Consider the following 16,954-nt stretch of genomic DNA (forward strand, 5'->3'; position numbering starts at 1 on the left):
GATGGCTGATTGTGGCCGAGCGGCCACGATCTGACGCAGATCAAGCGCCGCGCCGGCGCGCCGGCCTTAGCCTGTGCATATGAGCGAGCCCCACCACTACGAACACGACACCGTACCCGCTGCCCTGGATGCGCTGAGCCGGCCAAGCACCGAGCTGGGCGTGCCGCCGGTAGAGGCGGATATGGAAGGTGTCTGGGCGGCGTTGCAGCGCGAGCCCGAACATCATGCGGCCCATCTGGGCCAGGCCCTGGTCGGGGCCGGCATGCTCACCGCCAGCCAGCTGGAATCGGCGCTGCGCCGCCAGCGCGCGCAGGAGCAGCATGTGCCGCTGGGCGAGCTGGTGGTGCAGCTGGGTCTGCTCAGCCCGGCGCAGCTGCGCATCGCCCTGGCCAGCTGGCTGGACGTGCCCACTGTCGATCTGGCCCAGCTCAAGCCCGAGCCGGCGGCGCTGGCGCGCATCCCGCGCGCGCTTGCGCAGCGCGAGGGCGTGCTGCCGCTGTTGGTGCGCGACGAGGTGCTGGTGGTGGTGGTCTCCGACCCCTGGGACTACCGGTTGCTGGAGTACCTGCGTTTCGTCAGCGAGCTGCGCGTGCGCCCGGTGCTGGCGGCGGCGGGCACGCTCTCGCAGGCCATCGCCATGGCCTACCAGGTGCCCAGCGGCGATGCCGCCAATGCCGGCGCCGGCACGCCGCAGATGGCCACCGTGCGCGAACTCGCCCAGGAGCTGAGCCAGGCCGATCCCGGCACCGCCGAAACCGATGCCGAGGTGGTGTCGGAGTCCGACAACGCGCTGGTGCGCCTGGTCAACCGCCTGCTCGCCGATGCCATCGAGCTGCGCGCCTCCGACATCCATGTGGAGACCTTCGAGGCACCCAAGCCGGTGCGCATCCGCTTGCGCGTGGACGGCGATCTGATCCGTTATCTGGAGCTGCCCGCGCGGGTGCGTTTCGCGCTGGTGGCGCGACTCAAGATCATGGCCGACCTCGACATCTCCGAGCACCGCCGGCCGCAGGACGGCAAGATCGATTTCGCGCGTTTCGGCGGCACATCGCTGGAGCTGCGCATGGTCACCGTGCCCACCAGCGGCGGCCTGGAAGACGTGGTGCTGCGCCTGCTGGGCGGCATGAAGCCGCTGCCGCTGGACGCGATCGGCCTGTCCGAGACCAATCTGGCGGGCCTGCGCCGCATGATGAGCAAGCCCTATGGCCTGCTGCTGATCTGCGGCCCCACCGGCTGCGGCAAGACCACCACCCTGCACTCGGTGATGCGCGAGCTCAACGAGGACAAGCGCAAGATCTGGACCGCCGAGGACCCGATCGAGATCAGCCAGGACGGGCTGCGCCAGGTGCAGGTGAACGCACGCATCGGCTGGACCTTTGCGGCCGCCATGCGCACCTTTCTGCGCGCCGACCCCGACGTCATCATGATCGGCGAGATGCGCGACGAGGAGACCGCGCGCATCGCGGTGGAGGCCTCGCTGACCGGCCATCTGGTGATGTCCACCCTGCACACCAACTCGGCGCCCGAGAGCGTGACGCGGCTGCTGGAGATCGGCCTGGACCCCTTCATGTTCTCCGACTCGCTGCTGGCGGTGCTGGCGCAGCGCCTGGTGCGGCGGCTGTGTCTGGATTGCCGCATCGTCGAGCCGCTGGATGAACGCGCGGCGCGCTCGCTCTTGCGCCTGTATCAGCAATCCGGCGGCGGCGCGGCCGAGGCCATGAACGAGGAGGAGCTGCTGGCCGGCTGGCGGCAGCGCTTCGGCGTTGACGGAGCTGGCGGCGGCCTGCGCCAGTATCGCCGCCATGGTTGCGACACCTGCGGCGGCACCGGCTACCACGGCCGCCTGGGCATCCACGAGCTGGTGATCGCCGACGAATCGCTGCGCGAGCTGATACGCCGCCGCGCCCCGGCCGCCGAGATGTTCGTCAGCGCGCAGCGCAGCGGCATGCGCACACTGCGGCAGGACGGCATCGAGAAACTGCTGGCCGGCCTGACCGACCTGCCCGAGGTGCTGGCTGCGACCAGCCAATGAGTGCTCAGCCGGCGCTGGCGGCGAGGTCGTCCAGGATCGGGCAATCCGGGCGCTCGTCGCCGTGGCAGCAGCTGATCAGCTGCGCGAGCGTCTGCTTCATGGCCTGCATCTCGGCCAGGCGGCGCTCCAGGTCGGCGATGTGCGCCAGCGCGATGCGCTTGACGTCGCCGCTGGCGCGGCGGCGGTTCTGCCAGAGCTTGAGCAGCTCGCTGATCTCGACGATCGAGAAACCGAGGTCGCGCGCCCGGCGTATGAAGCGCAGGGTGTGCACCTCGCGCTCGGAATAGAGGCGGTAGCCGGCCTCGGTGCGCGCCACCTTGGGCAGCATGCCCAGCGACTCGTAGTGCCGGATCATCTTGGCGGAGACGCCGCTGCGGGCCGCGGCCTCGCCGATATTGCACAAGCTCGTCATCGATGCTTCGTCCATCACGGTCTCCAGCGCTTGAGCAGCAGGGCATTGCTGACCACCGACACGCTCGAAAAAGCCATCGCCGCGCCGGCGATCACCGGGTTCAGAAAGCCCAGCGCGGCCAAGGGGATGCCCACCACGTTGTAGGCAAAGGCCCAGAACAGGTTCTGGTGGATCTTGCGCACGGTGCGGCGCGAGAGCGAGATCGCCTGCGCCACCAGCGCCGGGTCGCCGCGCATCAGGGTCACGCCGGCCGCCTGCATCGCCACCTCGGTGCCGGTGGCCATCGCGAATCCCACATCGGCCGCGGCCAGCGCCGGCGCGTCGTTGATGCCGTCGCCCACCATGCCGACATGGCCCTGCCGCTTCAGCTCGCTGACGATGCGGGCCTTGTCCTCGGGCAGCACCTCGGCGCGCACCTCGTCGAGCCCGAGCTGGCGCCCCACCGCCTCGGCGCTGCCGCGGTTGTCGCCGCTGAGCATGACGCTGTGCACGCCCAGCGCGCGCAGGCTGGCCAGCGCCGCGGCGGCGCTGGGCTTGAGCTGGTCGCCAAAGGCCAGCAGGGCCAGCAGGCGCGGCTGCTGGCCCGCGCCGCCCTCGGCCAGCCACGACACCGTGCGGCCGCGGGCCTGCAGGGCGGTGGCCTCGGCCTGCATGGCGCCCAGATATACGCCCAGCTCCTGCATGTAGCGGGCGCTGCCCAGCTGCAATTCGCGCGGGGCCAGGTCTTGCCCGGGAAGTTGGGCGGCAACGCCGCGGCCGGCCACGGCGCGCAGGCTCTGCACCAACGGTACCGCCAGGCCGCGCCGGGCGGCGGCCTGGCGCACCGCCAGCGCCAGCGGATGCTCGCTGCCCGCCTGCAGGGCCGCGGCCAGGCCCAGGGTCTGGCCCTCGTCCAGGCCGGCGGCACTGTGAAAGGCCAGCAGCTCGGGCTTGCCCAGGGTCAGCGTGCCGGTCTTGTCGAAGGCCACCACCTCCAGCCTGGCGGCGATTTCCAGCGCCTCGGCGTCCTTGATGAGGATGCCATGGCGGGCCGCCACCCCGGTGCCGGCCATGATGGCGGTGGGCGTGGCCAGGCCCAGCGCGCAGGGGCAGGCAATCACCAGCACCGCCACCGCGTTCAGCAGCGCCTGGGTCCAGTCGCCGCGCACCAAGCCCCAGCCCAGCAGGGTGACGAGGGCGGCAGCTATCACCGCCGGCACGAACCAGGCGCTGACCTGATCGACCATGCGCTGGATCGGCGCCTTCTTGGCCTGCGCCGATTCCACCAGCCGCACGATGCGCGCCAGCGTGGATTCGGCGCCCAGCGCGGTGGTGCGCAGCGTCAGCAGGCCCTCGCCGTTGACGGAGCCTCCCACCACCCGGGCCCCGGCCTCCTTGGCCACCGGCAGGCTCTCGCCGGTGATGAGCGACTCGTCCACCTGGCTGGCGCCGGCCAGCACCAGGCCGTCGACCGGGATGCGCTCGCCGGGGCGCACCACCACCTCGTCGCCCAGCACCAGCTGGGCCAGCGGCAGCTCGAGCTCGGCGCCGGCGCGGCGCACGCGCGCGGTCTCCGGGCGCAGCGCCTTGAGGGCGCGGATCGCCTCGCTGGTCTGGCGCTTGGCGCGCGCCTCCAGCCACTTGCCCAGCAGCACCAGGGTGATCACGACCGCCGCCGATTCGAAGTACAGCGACATGCTGCGTGCGCCGTTTTGCAGCAGCTCGTAGACCGAGAGCCCGAAGGCGGCGCTGGTGCCCAGGGCCACCAGCAGGTCCATATTGCCGCTGCCGGCGCGCAGCGCGGCCCAGCCGGCCCGGTAGAAGCGCGCGCCCAGCCAGAACTGCACCGGCAGGGTCAGCGCCAGCTGCAGCCAGCCATCGATCATCCAGTGGCGGCCGGCCAGCATCGCCAGCATGGGCAGCACCAGCGGCGCCGAGAGCAGGGCGGCGATCAGCACCGGCCAGCCGCTGTGCTGCCAGTCCACCGGGCGCGGCGCATCGGCGCCGCTGGCCTCGCCGGCCTGCAGGGCGGCCTGGTAGCCTGCCTGCTGCACGGCGGCCAGCAGCGCGGCCGGGTCCACATTGGCCAGCATGCCGACGCTGGCGTTCTCCAGCGCCAGATTGACGCTCACCCGCAGCACGCCGGGCACTTTCAGCAGCGCCTTCTCCACCCGGCCGACGCAGGAGGCGCAGGTCATGCCGCTGATCTGCAGCGTCAGTTCGCGCTCGGCGACGGCATAGCCGGCGCGCGCCAGCGTGGCCGCCATGGCGGTCAACGCGGCGGTGCCGCTGACGCTGACGCTCTCGGTGCCGAGGTTGACCTCGGCAGCCTGCACGCCGGGCACGCCCAGCAAGGCCTTCTCCACGCGTTTGACGCAGGAGGCGCAGCTCATGCCGGTGATGGGGAGGGTGAGTTGATCGGTCATGTGCGCAGTTTGATGCTTGACATCATGTCAATGTCAAGCGGCTTGACATTACCATGATGGCAAGCTCTACAGTGGCAACACCAACAGGAGTCCACCATGTCCGAATTCACCCTGCCCGATATGAGCTGCGGCCATTGCGTTGCCAGCATCACCAAGGCCGTGCAGGCGCTCGATGCCCAGGCCAAGCTGCAGTTCGACCTGCCCAGCCACAAGGTGCAGGTCGAGAGCCAGCTCAGCCAGGCCGCCCTGGTGGCGGCGCTGACCGAGGCCGGCTACCCGCCATCGGCGTAGTGCGACCAGGCCCTTCAGGCCTTGGCCAGCGCGGCCGTCTCCAGCGGCAGCTTGCGCACCCGCACGCCGGTGGCGGCGAAGATGGCGTTCATCACCGCCGGCGCGATCGGTGGCGTGCCGGGCTCGCCGATGCCGCCGGGCGCCTCCATGCTGGGCACGATGTGCACCTCCACCTTCGGCATCTCGCTCATGCGCAGCACCGGGTAGTCGTGGAAGTTGCTCTGCTCCACGCGCCCGTCCTTGTGGGTGATCTTGCCGTAGAGCGCGGCCGAGAGGCCGTAGACGATGGCGCTCTCGATCTGGCGCGCGATGGTCTGCGGATTCACGGTCTGGCCGCAGTCCACCGCCGCCACCACGCGGTGCACCTTGGGCGTGCCGTCCTTGGCCACCGAGACCTCGGCCACCTCGGCCACATAGCTGCCAAAGCTCTCGGCCACGGCGATGCCGCGATGCACGCCCTTGGGCGCGGGCTGGCTCCAGCCGGCCTTGGCCGCGGCCAGCTCCAGCACGCCGCGCAGGCGCGGGTGCTTGGCCAGCAGGCCGAGGCGGAACTTGAGCGGGTCGGCCTTGGCCGCATGCGCCAGTTCGTCGACAAAGCTCTCGATGAAGAAGGCGTTCTGCGAATGCCCCACCGAGCGCCAGAACCAGACCTGCGGGCCCGGCTCGGCGCGGCCATAGACGATGCGCTGGTTGGCGATCTCGTAGGGCTGGTCGGCCAGGCCCTCCACCGCCATCGCATCCACGCCGTTCTCGGGGATCTGCATGAAACCCGAGGCCGCCATGATGGAGGGGCTGGCCACCGCGGCGCGCAGCAGCGTGGGCTGGCCCTGTTCGTTCAGCGCGCCCTCGAAGCGCACCAGCGAGGCCGGGCGGTAGAAGCCCGCCGCCATATCGTCCTCGCGGCTGTAGATCAGCTTCACCGGGCTGCCGCTGAGCTTGGAGAGCAGGGTGGCATCGATGGTGAAGTCGGGTGCGAAGCGGCGCCCGAAGCCGCCGCCCAGCAGCAAGGTGTTGATCTTGACCTTGGCCGGCGTCACCGCGCCGATCTGGGCCAGGATGCCCTGCGCCGGGCCCTGGCTCTGCGTGCCGGCCCAGATCGTGACCTCGTCGCCCTTGACCCAGGCGGTGCAGTTGAGCGGCTCCATGCAGGCATGGGCCAGATAGGGCACCTCGTACTCGGCGCTCAGGGTCTTGGCGGCATTCGCCGCCGCGTCCTTCACATTGCCCTCGTCGCGCGCCACCGCCTCGGCCTGGTTGGCGCCCGAGACCAGCAGCTCATGCACCTTGGTGGCGGAGAGATCGGCGTGCGCGCCCAGATCCCATTGCACCGCGAGCGCGTCGCGGCCCTGCTTGGCGGCCCAGTAGCCATCGGCCAGCACGGCCACGCCGCTGTCGATGCTGATGATCTTGCGCACGCCCTTGACGGCGCGCGCCTTGGCCTCGTTCATCGCCTTGGGCTTGGCGCCGGCGATGGGGGCGCGCGCCATCACCGCCACCAGCATGCCGTCCACGCGCGCATCGATGCCGAACTGCGCCGTGCCGTTGATCTTGGCGGCGCTGTCCAGGCGGCGCGTGGGCTTGCCCAGGATCTTGAAGTCCTTGCTGGCCTTGAGCGCGGGCTTGGCCGGCGCCTTCTGCCTGGCGGCGGCTGCCACCAGCGCGCCATAGCTGAGCTTCTTGCCGCCCGGGCCGAACACCTGGCTGCGCTCGGTGCGCAGCGTGGCGGCATCGACGCCCCAGGTCTCGGCGGCGGCGGCCACCAGCATGGCGCGCGCGGCGGCACCGGCCTCGCGCATCGGCGTCCATTGGCCGCGCACGGTGGTGCTGCCGCCGGTGGCCTGCATGCCGAACATGGGGTTGTTGTAGGCCTGGTCCACCGGCGCCTGCTCGACGCTCACCAGCGCCCAGTCGGCGTCCAGCTCCTCGGCCACCAGCATGGGGATGGCGGTCAGCACGCCCTGGCCCATCTCGGCCGAGCCGCACACCACGGTGATGCGGTTGTCCGGCGTGATGCGCAGATAGGCGTTCGGGTTGAAGCTGTTGCTGAGCGCCGCCTCGGCGCGCTTGGGCGCGGCCAGCGGCAGGGCGAAGGAAACCACCAGGGCGGCGCTGCCGCCGGTCTTGAGAAAGTCGCGACGCGAGCTGCTCATGATCTCAAGCTCCCTTCGTCAGCGTGGCCGAGGCGTCGTGGATCGCCGCCCGCACCTGGTTGTAGGTGCCGCAGCGGCAGATGTTGCCGCTCATGGCTGCGTCGATATCGGCGTCGCTGGGCCTGGCCTTGCTGCCCAGCAGGGCGCAGGCGCTCATGATCTGGCCGCTCTGGCAGTAGCCGCATTGCGGCACGTCGAGCTTGAGCCAGGCCAGCTGCACCGCGCGGCCGGTCTTGCTGCTGCCCACGCCCTCGATGGTGGTGACCTTCTTGCCGGCCGCGGCCGACAAGGGCGTGGAGCAGGCGCGCACCGGCTGGCCATCCAGATGCACGGTGCAGGCACCGCACAGCGCCATGCCGCAGCCGAACTTGGTGCCGGTGAGCTGCAGATCCTCGCGCAGGGCCCACAGCAGGGGCATCTCGGGGTCGGCATCCAGGCTCGCCGGCTTGCCGTTGACGGTCAACTTGATCATCCAAGTCTCCTTGATGGATGGCAAAGATGGCGGCAAGCATACACAGGGCGGCGCTTTCTTGCTGGCGTGCCTGCGCTCAGACGCGGCTTTGCAGACGAGCTGCCAGCGCGGCACCGCGCGCCAGCACAAAGTCGCGCAGCCGCTCGGCGTAGTCGGCCGGCGCCGCCATGCGCACGGAGGCGCGCCGCGCCAGTGCGGCACGCCAGGCCTGCAGCCTGGGCAGGGCGGCGCAGAAGTCGAACTCGTCCAAGGTGTCGAACAGCTCGAAGTAGCGGAACACCGGACCGAACACCGCGTCCACCATGCCGAACAGCCGGCCCGCGAACCAGGGCCCTGCGCCGAGCGCGGCCTCCAGCTGCTCGAGGCGGCCGCGCAGCTCGGCGGCGCGCTGCGCCAGTGCTGCGGCATCCGGTGCGTTGTAGAAGGCGGCGATGCCGTTCAGCGTGGCCGAGCCGAACTCCATCCAGCCGCGATGGCGCGCGCGCGTCAAGGCATCGGCGGGATGCAGGGCCGGGCCGTGGCAGTCCTCCAGATACTCGCAGATCACGGCGGATTCAAAGATCGCCTGCCCGCCGGTGACCAGCAGCACCGGCGTCTTGCCGAGCGGCGAGATCCGCTTGAACCAGTCGGGCTTGCGCGCCAGGTCGATGTCGCGCCGCTCGAAGGCCAGGGCCTTCTCGACCAGCACGATGGCGGCGCGTTGCACATAGGGGCACAGCGGGTGGCTGACGAGGGTGTAGGCGGGCTGCATGGCGAGCACCTCAGCGCCCCAGGGTCAGCCGCGCGCTGCGGCGCAGCGACCAGGCGCCATCGCCCAGCAGCCACAGCGCCAGCGAGGCGAGCGCCAGGAAGAGCGGATATTCCCAGCCGCCGCCCGCGCTGGTGAAGACCCAGCCATTCGGCAGATGCACCCAGGCCGCGCCCAGCATGATGGGCAGCAGCGCCAGCGAGACCTGGCGCGCGTACAGGCCCAGCAGGATGGCCAGGCCGCCCAGCAGCTCGGCCGCGAACACCGGATAGGCCAGCGCCCCGGGCAGGCCCTGGCTGGCGAAGAACTGCGCGGTGCCCGGCAGCGTGAACACCAGCAGCTTCAGCAGCGCATGGGCGATCCACATCAGGCCGAGGCCGAGGCGCAGCAGGGCGATGCCGTAGGGGGTGCCGGAATAGAGCTGGGACATGGGGAACTCCTGAGAAATCGAGTGGACGATGGGCGGAATGTAGGATTGCGTCGGCGCCGGCAAAATAGGCGGCACCGCAAGCCATGAATGCACAAACGCAATACCGACTGAGCGCCACCGACCTCCAGCTGCTGCTGGCGATGGTGCGCGCCGGCACGCTCGCCGGGGCGGCCGAGCGCCTGGGCCTGGACGGCTCGACGGTGTTCCGCGCGGTGCAGCGGGTCGAGCGCGGGCTGGGCCTGCCGCTGTTCGTGCGCTCACGCAGCGGCTATGCGGCCACCGAGCTGGCGCAGCAGCTGGCCGAGCAGGGCGAGCAGCTGGAGGCGGTGCTGGAGACGGCCCGCTCGGCCGCCCAGCAGCTGCCCGGGCAGGTGAGCGGCACGGTGCGCATCAGCACCACCGACACCATCCTGCATGGCCTGGTGGCGCCGGCGCTGAAGGCCCTGCACGCCCAGCATCCGCAGCTGAGCTTCGAGCTGCACGCCGGCAACGAGCTCGCCAGCCTGACGCGCCGCGACACCGATATCGCGGTGCGCGCCACGCGGCGCCCGCCCCAGCATCTGGTGGGGCGCTGCCTCGGCCCCATCGACGTGGCGCTGTTCGCAGCCGGCAAGAGCGCGATCAAGCACTATGCCGATGTCGAGGCCGGCAAGGCGGACTGGATCGCGCCCGACGATGCCCTGCCCGAGCATCCCTCGGTGCAATGGCGCAAGCGCCATTTCCCCAGGGTGCGGCCAGCCTACCGCGTCAACAGCATTCTCAGCGTGATGGAGCTGGTGAGCCTGGGCCTGGGGGTGGGCGTGCTGCCGCTGTTCCTGGCGCGCGGCCAGCCGCAGCTGCGCCAGCTCACCGAGGTGCTGGAGGATTGCCGCACCGAGCTGTGGCTGCTGACGCATCCCGAGTCGCGCCACCTGCGTCGGGTGGCGGCGGTGTACGCGCACCTGGCGCGCAGCATGGCGCTGGCCTGAGCCGGCTAGGATGGGCGCTTCCGGACGAAGGGAGACGCCCATGCACGACGGTCACAGCAAGCTCCACCACTGGCTGAGCCAGCACCGCATGGCCTGCTTTGCGCTGATGACGGCCAGCTTCGTGCTGTTCGGCTGCCTCTCGCTGGACCTGGTGAAGCTGGTGAGCGCCAACGCCAGCCTGCTCGGCACGCATGGCTGGCAGGCCTTGCAGGACGGCGGCCTGCAGCAGCTGCTGGAGCTGTGGCTCAGCGCCTTCGCCGCGATCGCCGCCTACCTGGTGTTCAAGCTCTGCGAGCATGTGCTGGTGCACGGCCTGTCCTACCGGAGACGTTGATGGACCTCACCGCCCTGCTGACCGAGTGGATCGCGCGCTACGACCAGGGCGTCTACCTGCTGCTGTTCGCGCTGGTGTTCTGCGAGATCGGCGTGGCGCCGCTGTTCTTCCTGCCCGGCGATCCGCTGCTGTTCCTGTGCGGCGCCTTATGTGCCCAGGGCGCCCTGCGCGCCGCGCTGCTGGTGCCGCTGCTGGCGCTGGCCGCCTGGGGCGGCAGCCTGCTGGCCTACCGCCTGGGCCTGCGGCTGGGCCGGCATCTGGAGAGCCATGCCTACCGCTGGCTGAACCGCGCGTTGCTGGCGCGCGGCCAGCGCTTCTTTGCCCGCTGGGGCGGCCCCAGCCTGCTGGTCTCGCCCTATGTGGCGGTGCTGCGCACCTTTGCGCCGCTGGCGGCCGGGGTGGCGCGCATGCCGGCGCGGCCCTTCGCCACGGCCGCGCTGGCCGGCAGCGTGGCCTGGTCGGGCGGCCTGATCGCCGCGGGCTACTGGCTGGGCCGCGTGCCGCTGGTGCATGAGCACCTGGGCGGCCTGGTGGTGCTGGGCCTGGTGCTCGGCCTGGGCGGGCTGGCGCTGCGCCTGCTGTTCAAGTAGCCCAGCGCGCCAGCGCCTGCAGCAGCGCCTGCCGGCCGATGGGCTTGCTGAGGTGGGCATCGCAGCCCGCCGCCAGGCTCTGCGCGACATCGCTGGCAAAGGCGTTGGCGGTGAGCGCGATGACGGGGGTGCGGCGGCGCCCCTGCGCGGCCTCGATGGCGCGCCAGCGCCGCGTCACCTCCAGGCCGTCTAGGCGCGGCATCTGCAGGTCCATCAGCACCAGGTCGTAGCGGCCCTGCTGCAGCTTGGCCAGCGCCTGTTCGCCATCGCTCGCCAGCTCGATGCGGTGGCCCAGCGGCTGCAGCATCGCCTCGATCACCAGCGCGTTGACCTCGTTGTCCTCGCACAGCAGCAGCTGCAGCGCTGCCTGCGGCTGGCCGGGCTCGGGGCGCGGCGCCTGGCTCGCACGCGCCGGCGCGGGCCGGGCCGGCAGGTCCAGCCGCAGCTCGAAGCGGCTGCCTTCGCCGGGCGTGCTGGTGAGGCTGATCTGCCCGCCCATCAGCTCCACCAGGCTGCGCGTGATCGCCAGGCCCAGGCCGGTGCCGCCGAACTCGCGCGCGGTCTCGGCCTCGGCCTGGGCATAGGGTTGGAAGATGCGTTCATGCTGCTCGGGGGCGATGCCGATGCCGGTGTCCTGCACGCTCAGGCCCAGGCGCCCGTCCTCGGCGCGCCAGGCCTGCACGTCGACGCCGCCCTGGCGCGTGAACTTGATGGCATTGCCCACCAGGTTGACGAGGATCTGGGCGACGCGCTGCGCATCGCCCCAGACCCAGCCCTGCGCCTCGGGCGCCAGCGTCAGCCGCAGCCACAGGCCCTGGGCCTCGGCGCGCGGGCGCAGCAGCTCGATCTGCTGGCTCAGCAGCTCGCCCAGCTCGAAGGCATGCGGCGCCAGGCCCAGCCTGCCAGCCTCGATCTTGGCGTTGTCCAGCAGGTCGTTGATGAGCTCGAAGAGCTGCTGGCCGGCGCGCTGGAACACCTGCACATAGCGGCGCTGCTCGGCGTCGAGTGCGGTGCCGGCGAGGATCTCGGCCATGCCCAGCACCGCGTTCATGGGGGTGCGGATCTCATGGCTGACATGGGCGAGAAAGCGCGTCTTGGCCTGGTTGGCGGCCTCCGCCACCTCGCGCTCGTGGCGCAGCTGGCGCTCGGTGAGTGCATGCCAGCGCTGCTCGGCCGCGGCCGCCAGCAAGAGGCCCAGCAGCAGCACCGTCAGCGGCGCCAGCAGGGCCGGCATCAGCAAGGCCTGCTGCACCAGGCCATAGGCCAGCGCCAGCATCAGCAGCAGCGCCAGCAGCGAGAAGCCGGCCAGCCGGCGCCAATGCGGGCGCGCGGCCCGGCAGCCGCCGAGCGCCGGGGCCCAGGCCAGCAGCAGCAGCACGCCGCTCCACAGCGCACCCGCCGGCGCCAGCACCTGGGCGCGCGCCAGCAAGACATAGGCGCTGGCCATCAGCGCGCTGCCGGAGAGCCGGCCCAGCGGGGTGCTGACGGCGTCGGCAAAGAAGGCGCTGCTGCCGATGAAGACAGTGCGCCCGCGCAGCAGGCGGCGCTGCTCGGGGTCGTCGATGGCGCCTAGCGCGGCCTGCATCACATGGGCCCAGTTGAGCGGCAGCACGCCGTCCAGGCGCGCCGCCAGCTTGAGCTGCACGCGGCCCTGCGCGTCCTTGTGCCAGTCGGGCAGGGGCGTGCCGCGGCGCTGCAGCGCCGCCAGCGGCAGTGCCGGCAAGACCTGACCCTGGTAGCGATGCCAGAGCGGCAGGCGGCGCAGCACGCCGTCGCCGTCCAGCGGGGCCGAGATCAGGCCCAGGCTGCCCGGCGGCGCGCTGCCCAGCAGGGCGGGCGCGGGCAGGGTGAGCGCGTCCCAGGGCTGGGCCGCGCCGCCGGCCACCATGGCCTGGCGCCGCAGCATGGCCATCTCGGCGGGCTGCAGCTCCATCAGGGTCTTGTCCTGCTGCAGGGCGGCGGCGGCGAGCACGGTGGGCGGCCCCAGCGCGATGGCGTGGGCCAGCGCCTCATCGCCGGTGCGTGCACCGGTCAGCACCAGGTCGAACACCACCAGCTCGACGCCGGCGTCGCGCAGATAGTCCAGCAGCAGGGCATAGACACTGCGCGGATAGGGCCAGTCGCCCAGCTGCGGCTGCAGCGCGCGCAGCGAGGCGTCGTCGATGTCGATCAGCGCCAGCTCGCCGGCCTGCAGCGGCCGGGCAGTGGCACGCAGCAGGCGGTCCTCCAGCCCCTGCTCCAGCGGGCGCAGCAGGGGCTGGGCCAGGGTGCAGATCAGCAGCGCCAGCGGCAGGGCCAGCAGCGGCAGCCGCGCCAACTGGCCCAGGCGCTGCAGATGCGGGCTCAGGCCAAGTTGCATCAGAGTGCCAGCAACAGCCCGAGCGGCAGCAGCCACAGCCAGCGCGGGTAGGGCACCTCGATCAGCTGCACCTGGCCCCAGGGGCCGGCCTGGCCGTCGGCGTCCAGGCAGCGCATGCGCAGGTAGTAGCGCCCGGGGCCGGGGCGCGGCAGGCTGAGCGCCGGCTGCTCGCTGGCGAAGCTTTGCAGGCCCTGGCTGAAGGCGGCATCGCCGGCCCATTGCAGCTCGTAGCGCGCTACGCCGGCCTCGGCGCGCCAGCGCAGCTGCAGGCCGTCGCCGCTCAGATCGGGTTCCGCGGCTGCCGGGCTGGGCGGCATGGGCCTGAGCTCAAAGCGCTGGGCCTCGCTCCAGGGGCCCTGGTCGGCGGCCAGCGAGGCCAGGCGCCAGTGGTAGACGCCGGGCGGCAGGGCGGCGCGATGGCGGCTATCGGCCAGCGCGGCCTGCTCCAGCACCAGCTCGCCAAAGCCGGGGTCGCGCGCGATCTGCAGGCGGTAGGCGCGCGCCTGGGTGTTGAGGGTCCAGCTCAGCTCCGCCGCCTCGCCATAAAGCCTGGCGGCGGGCGCCGGGCCCTGGATGAAGGGCGGCTCGGGGCGCGCCTTGAGGCGGAAGGCATGGTCGGCCGCCTGGCCCTCCAGGCCCAGCGCGTCGATGGCGCGCAGCCGCAGGGTGTAGTCGCCGTCGGGCAGGCCCTCGGCCCAGCTGGCCTGCGCGGCGCTGCCGCGCTGATCGAGCAGCAGGCGCGTGAAGTCGCCGCGCGCAAACACCTGGGCGCGCCAGCCGCCGGCCGCGCCCTGGCTCGGCCAGGCGAAGCGCAGCGGCAGGCGCTCGATCAAGCCCGGCAGGCCGGCGAGATCGGGCGCGGCCAGCAGCGCGGCGCCGCGCGGCCGGCCCTGGCCATCGGCCAGCAGACCCATGCCGGCCGGCACCGCCTGGCCATCGGCCGCGACCGTGCCGCTGAGCACCTGCAGGCGCGCTAGCGCGCCGTCCACCTGGGCGCGGAACTCGGTGCCGCGCACGCCCAGGTTGATGCTGGGGGTGCGGATCTCGTAGTGCGGCACGCGGCCCTGGGTCGGCTGCACCTGGCTGTCGGCGCCGCCCTGGTGCAGGCGCAGCTGCACCGACGGGATGGCGCTGCGGCCATACACCAGCAGCTGTTCCAGCGTCAGGTCGCTGAGCGGCGGGATCAGCAGGCGCGAGCCATCGGCGAAGCGCAGGCTGGCCGAGGACTGGGCGGCGCTGCGCAGGCGATCGCCGCTGCGCAGCTCGGCGCCGATCTGCAGGCGCTGCTCCTCCTGCTGAGGCCGGCTCAGCATGACCTGACCCTGGACGAACAGGGTCTGCGCCACGCTGGCCTCGCGCTTCAGCCAGGCCACCGGCATGCGCAGCTGGCCGCCGGGCGGCAGGCGCAGCGGGTCGGCCACATGGTTGAGCTTCTGCAGCTCGCGCCAGCTGTGGCCGGGCTGCAGAAAGGTTTCGGTGAGGGCGATCAGGGTGTCGCCGACCGCGATGCGATAGCGCCAGTCGGCCTCGGCGGGCGTCTGGGCCCCGGCCGCGCAGGCCGTCAGCAGCATTGCGCCTGCGAGTTTCACGCTTGCTCTCATGCCTCCTCCTGGGCCTGGCTGGGCCTGTGCGGCGATAGTAGCCAAGAGGGGCGAGGCGCTCAAGCGCTGAACAGGGCCAGATCGTTCAGCTTGCGCAGATGGGCATCCAGGGTGGCCGCATCCAGGCCGAGCGCGGCGGCCAGCGCGGCGCGATCGCGGCTGCCGTCCAGCAGCGGCAGCAGTTCGCGCACGACGGGCTCGTCCAGCCGCAGCATGTCGTGGCGCAAGGTGGTGATCGTGTCGCAGCCGGGCTCCAGCCGCAGCTGCGCCCGGGCGACCGCGCTGGCGACCGGGCGGGCGCCCACCTGTTCGGGCAGCGCCAGGGCCTGAGCATGCAGGCGCGCCAGCCCGCTCATCAGTCCGGCATGCAGAATGGCCAGCAGGCCGGCCTCGTGGTGGGCCGGTGCGTGCAGCTGCATGAGGCCGGCCAGCAGCGCCGGCACCGGCAGGCTGCGCGGCGCCGCCGCCTGCAGGGCCTGCAGGGCGTCGCGCATCACGGTCTGCTGGCTGTGCGGGGCGGTGGCGTCGAGCTCGCCTTGCAGCTTGAGATCGGCGCTGAGGTGGTAGGCCGCCAGCTGGCCGGCCGCGGGCTGGCGATTCGGGGTCAGGTCTTGCCGGCACAGGAGGCTTTGCCGGAAGCGCCGTTCGCGCACGAAGTCCAGGTACTGCTCGCGCGCCAGCGGGTCCAGCTGGCCCAGCGCGGTGCGCGCCTCGATGGAGAGCCCATGCAGACCCATCGCGGGCAGCTCGGCCTCGGCCAGGAACTGCAGGCCCGCGCCCTCGGCCTGGGCCAGGAATTCGTGGAAGTAGAAGGGCTGGTTGACCTCGGCCAGGTCGTCGTGGAAGAGCGCGCCGTCCGAGCTGCGTGCGGCGCGTTCCAGCTCACGCCGCCAGGCCTGCGCGGCCACATCGGTCTCGGCGCGCGCACCGATCAGCAACTGCAGCAGGGCGCGCGCCTCGCTCAGGCGGGCCTGCTCCGAATCGAGGCCCTCGACGTGGTAGCGCAGCAGCTCGCGCACCTGGGCGCGGCGGTGGCAACCGGGATAGCAATTGTAGCTGACGAAGGCGATGCCCTGCGGCGCCAGCGCCCGCTCCAGCAATTGCAGCAGGGCCTGGCGCACCGTCGCCGGCACCCAGGAGTAGAGGCCGTGCACGATGATGTAGTCGTAAGGCCCCTGGTGCTGCCAGTCGCACAGGTCGGCCGCCAGCCAGGCGGCGTTTTGCAGTCCGATCTGCCTGCCCAGCGCCTCGGCGCGCGCGATCGGCTGGCGCGCCAGATCCAGGCCGGTGAACTGGCTGCCCGGATACTGCGCCGCCATCGGCGCGAGATTGGCGCCATCGCCGCAGCCCAGCTCCAGCACCCGGCATTGCTCGGGCGGCGCCGGCCGCAGGCCGAACCAGCACCCGAGGCTGTGCAGGTGGGCGATATGGGTGTCCGGGTAGGGGTTCCCGGGGTAGGGCAAGCGGTCGTAGCTGTCTTGGTCCATGCGGGGCCAGTCTAGGGGGAGGGGCTTGTGGTGGCTAGGGGCGCGCTTGAGAATCGGCCCACTGCCTACCCCAGGAGGTCCTATGTCCGATGCCGCTGATCCCAAGCCCAGGCTGGTTAGCCGTCTGGCCCGTCCGATGCTCGCGGGCGCCCTGGCCGCGGTCGGTGCCCTGCCGACCCAGGCCGCCACCGATGTGTTCCTGCAGCTCGACGGCATCAAGGGCGAATCCACCGATGCCAAGCACAAGGAATGGATCGAGATCCGCTCCTACTCCCAGGGCTTCTCCAATCCTGCCTCCACCGGCGGTGGCGGTGGCGGTGGCGCCGGCAAGGTCAGCTGTGGCGATGTGAACGTGATGAAGTCCATCGATATTGCCAGCCCGAAGCTGATGGAGGCGGTGATGACTGGCAAGCACATTGCCAAGGGCACGCTGGCGTTCCGTTCGGTGTCTGGCAAGGGCGACACGGACTACTACACCGTCGTCCTGAGCGAGATTTTTGTCACCTCGGTGCAGCAAAGCGACGCGGCCTCGGATGGCACGCGCATCACCGAGTCGGTGTCCTTGGCCGCGTCCAAGTTCGAATTCAGCTACCGCACGCAGAAGGCCGATGGCGGCTTGGATACGCCGAAGACCTTCACCTTCGACTGCAAGGCGAACAGGGCCTTCTGATTTCG

The 16,954-nt window shown here is 71.6% G+C and carries 15 protein-coding genes; 6 read left to right on the forward strand and 9 right to left on the reverse strand.

Translation table 11 applies throughout. The annotated features are described in order from the left end of the window. Positions 1 to 79 precede the first annotated feature (79 nt). Positions 80 to 2,032, forward strand: coding sequence for a GspE/PulE family protein (locus tag AC3WQY_RS06420; protein ID WP_492706783.1), 1,953 nt, complete (start codon positions 80 to 82; stop codon positions 2,030 to 2,032). Positions 2,033 to 2,036: 4 nt separating this feature from the next. Here AC3WQY_RS06420 and cueR read toward each other — a convergent pair whose 3' ends face one another. Together cueR and AC3WQY_RS06430 are read right to left on the reverse strand one after the other, a co-directional pair. Beyond that, a complete protein-coding gene (gene cueR, locus AC3WQY_RS06425; protein ID WP_492706785.1) occupies positions 2,037 to 2,459 on the reverse strand; it encodes a Cu(I)-responsive transcriptional regulator in 423 nt (140 codons plus the stop codon). Further along, the gene (locus AC3WQY_RS06430) at positions 2,459 to 4,849 is read right to left on the reverse strand and encodes a heavy metal translocating P-type ATPase (RefSeq protein ID WP_492706787.1); all 2,391 of its coding nucleotides are present in this window, start codon (positions 4,847 to 4,849) and stop codon (positions 2,459 to 2,461) included. The genes cueR and AC3WQY_RS06430 overlap by 1 nt, the downstream gene beginning before the upstream one ends. A gap of 96 nt (positions 4,850 to 4,945) precedes the next feature. On the opposite strand from AC3WQY_RS06430, the gene AC3WQY_RS06435 reads away from it, so the two are divergent. Next, on the forward strand, positions 4,946 to 5,140 hold the full coding sequence (locus tag AC3WQY_RS06435; protein WP_492706789.1) for a heavy-metal-associated domain-containing protein: 195 nt from the start codon (positions 4,946 to 4,948) through the stop codon (positions 5,138 to 5,140). A 14-nt stretch (positions 5,141 to 5,154) separates the two neighbouring features. Here the strand turns inward: AC3WQY_RS06435 and AC3WQY_RS06440 are convergent, their stop codons facing one another. The 4 genes from AC3WQY_RS06440 to AC3WQY_RS06455 all read right to left on the reverse strand — a co-directional run bounded on the left by AC3WQY_RS06440 (position 5,155) and on the right by AC3WQY_RS06455 (position 8,940). Further along, positions 5,155 to 7,290, reverse strand: a complete 2,136-nt coding sequence (locus AC3WQY_RS06440) for a xanthine dehydrogenase family protein molybdopterin-binding subunit (RefSeq protein ID WP_492706791.1) — start codon at positions 7,288 to 7,290, stop codon at positions 5,155 to 5,157. 4 nt (positions 7,291 to 7,294) lie between these two features. Beyond that, the gene (locus AC3WQY_RS06445) at positions 7,295 to 7,762 is read right to left on the reverse strand and encodes a (2Fe-2S)-binding protein (protein WP_285233768.1); all 468 of its coding nucleotides are present in this window, start codon (positions 7,760 to 7,762) and stop codon (positions 7,295 to 7,297) included. A gap of 76 nt (positions 7,763 to 7,838) precedes the next feature. Continuing rightward, entirely contained in the window at positions 7,839 to 8,513 is a 675-nt protein-coding gene (locus tag AC3WQY_RS06450) for a glutathione S-transferase family protein (RefSeq protein WP_492706793.1), read from the reverse strand. Between the two features lie 10 nt (positions 8,514 to 8,523). Next, positions 8,524 to 8,940 (reverse strand): DoxX family protein, encoded by a 417-nt coding sequence (locus tag AC3WQY_RS06455; protein WP_492706795.1) that lies wholly within the window; start codon positions 8,938 to 8,940, stop codon positions 8,524 to 8,526. An 83-nt stretch (positions 8,941 to 9,023) separates the two neighbouring features. Here AC3WQY_RS06455 and AC3WQY_RS06460 point away from each other — a divergent pair, with 83 nt between their 5' ends. From AC3WQY_RS06460 to AC3WQY_RS06470, 3 genes are read left to right on the forward strand one after another with little or no spacing between them, the layout of a single operon-like run. Further along, on the forward strand, positions 9,024 to 9,908 hold the full coding sequence (locus AC3WQY_RS06460; RefSeq protein ID WP_492706797.1) for a LysR family transcriptional regulator: 885 nt from the start codon (positions 9,024 to 9,026) through the stop codon (positions 9,906 to 9,908). A 40-nt stretch (positions 9,909 to 9,948) separates the two neighbouring features. Next, positions 9,949 to 10,242, forward strand: coding sequence for a hypothetical protein (locus tag AC3WQY_RS06465; RefSeq protein WP_285233764.1), 294 nt, complete (start codon positions 9,949 to 9,951; stop codon positions 10,240 to 10,242). Further along, the gene (locus AC3WQY_RS06470) at positions 10,242 to 10,832 is read left to right on the forward strand and encodes a DedA family protein (protein WP_492706799.1); all 591 of its coding nucleotides are present in this window, start codon (positions 10,242 to 10,244) and stop codon (positions 10,830 to 10,832) included. Before AC3WQY_RS06465 ends, AC3WQY_RS06470 begins: the two co-directional genes overlap by 1 nt. On the opposite strand, the gene AC3WQY_RS06475 is transcribed toward AC3WQY_RS06470, so the two are convergent. The 3 genes from AC3WQY_RS06475 to AC3WQY_RS06485 form a co-directional block, all read right to left on the reverse strand. Beyond that, complete coding sequence (locus AC3WQY_RS06475; protein ID WP_492706801.1) at positions 10,825 to 13,191, reverse strand: hybrid sensor histidine kinase/response regulator; 2,367 nt, start codon at positions 13,189 to 13,191, stop codon at positions 10,825 to 10,827. The two genes, AC3WQY_RS06470 and AC3WQY_RS06475, sit on opposite strands and share 8 nt — an antisense overlap. Further along, positions 13,191 to 14,780, reverse strand: a complete 1,590-nt coding sequence (locus AC3WQY_RS06480) for a FecR family protein (RefSeq protein WP_492706803.1) — start codon at positions 14,778 to 14,780, stop codon at positions 13,191 to 13,193. Before AC3WQY_RS06480 ends, AC3WQY_RS06475 begins: the two co-directional genes overlap by 1 nt. A 71-nt stretch (positions 14,781 to 14,851) precedes the next feature. Next, a complete protein-coding gene (locus AC3WQY_RS06485) occupies positions 14,852 to 16,279 on the reverse strand; it encodes a methyltransferase regulatory domain-containing protein (protein WP_492706805.1) in 1,428 nt (475 codons plus the stop codon). Between the two features lie 82 nt (positions 16,280 to 16,361). On the opposite strand from AC3WQY_RS06485, the gene AC3WQY_RS06490 reads away from it, so the two are divergent. Beyond that, positions 16,362 to 16,949, forward strand: a complete 588-nt coding sequence (locus AC3WQY_RS06490; protein ID WP_285233758.1) for an Hcp family type VI secretion system effector — start codon at positions 16,362 to 16,364, stop codon at positions 16,947 to 16,949. Positions 16,950 to 16,954: the final 5 nt, after the last annotated feature.

This window comes from Roseateles sp. FW301-B2 (genome assembly GCF_058788955.1).

Coding starts and splice junctions, on each gene's coding strand:
- AC3WQY_RS06420 (WP_492706783.1), top strand. CDS start 80: ATGAGCGAGCCCCACCACTACGAACACGACACCGTACCCGCTGCCCTG.
- cueR (WP_492706785.1), bottom strand. CDS start 2,459: ATGGACGAAGCATCGATGACGAGCTTGTGCAATATCGGCGAGGCCGCG.
- AC3WQY_RS06430 (WP_492706787.1), bottom strand. CDS start 4,849: ATGACCGATCAACTCACCCTCCCCATCACCGGCATGAGCTGCGCCTCC.
- AC3WQY_RS06435 (WP_492706789.1), top strand. CDS start 4,946: ATGTCCGAATTCACCCTGCCCGATATGAGCTGCGGCCATTGCGTTGCC.
- AC3WQY_RS06440 (WP_492706791.1), bottom strand. CDS start 7,290: ATGAGCAGCTCGCGTCGCGACTTTCTCAAGACCGGCGGCAGCGCCGCC.
- AC3WQY_RS06445 (WP_285233768.1), bottom strand. CDS start 7,762: ATGATCAAGTTGACCGTCAACGGCAAGCCGGCGAGCCTGGATGCCGAC.
- AC3WQY_RS06450 (WP_492706793.1), bottom strand. CDS start 8,513: ATGCAGCCCGCCTACACCCTCGTCAGCCACCCGCTGTGCCCCTATGTG.
- AC3WQY_RS06455 (WP_492706795.1), bottom strand. CDS start 8,940: ATGTCCCAGCTCTATTCCGGCACCCCCTACGGCATCGCCCTGCTGCGC.
- AC3WQY_RS06460 (WP_492706797.1), top strand. CDS start 9,024: ATGAATGCACAAACGCAATACCGACTGAGCGCCACCGACCTCCAGCTG.
- AC3WQY_RS06465 (WP_285233764.1), top strand. CDS start 9,949: ATGCACGACGGTCACAGCAAGCTCCACCACTGGCTGAGCCAGCACCGC.
- AC3WQY_RS06470 (WP_492706799.1), top strand. CDS start 10,242: ATGGACCTCACCGCCCTGCTGACCGAGTGGATCGCGCGCTACGACCAG.
- AC3WQY_RS06475 (WP_492706801.1), bottom strand. CDS start 13,191: ATGCAACTTGGCCTGAGCCCGCATCTGCAGCGCCTGGGCCAGTTGGCG.
- AC3WQY_RS06485 (WP_492706805.1), bottom strand. CDS start 16,279: ATGGACCAAGACAGCTACGACCGCTTGCCCTACCCCGGGAACCCCTAC.
- AC3WQY_RS06490 (WP_285233758.1), top strand. CDS start 16,362: ATGTCCGATGCCGCTGATCCCAAGCCCAGGCTGGTTAGCCGTCTGGCC.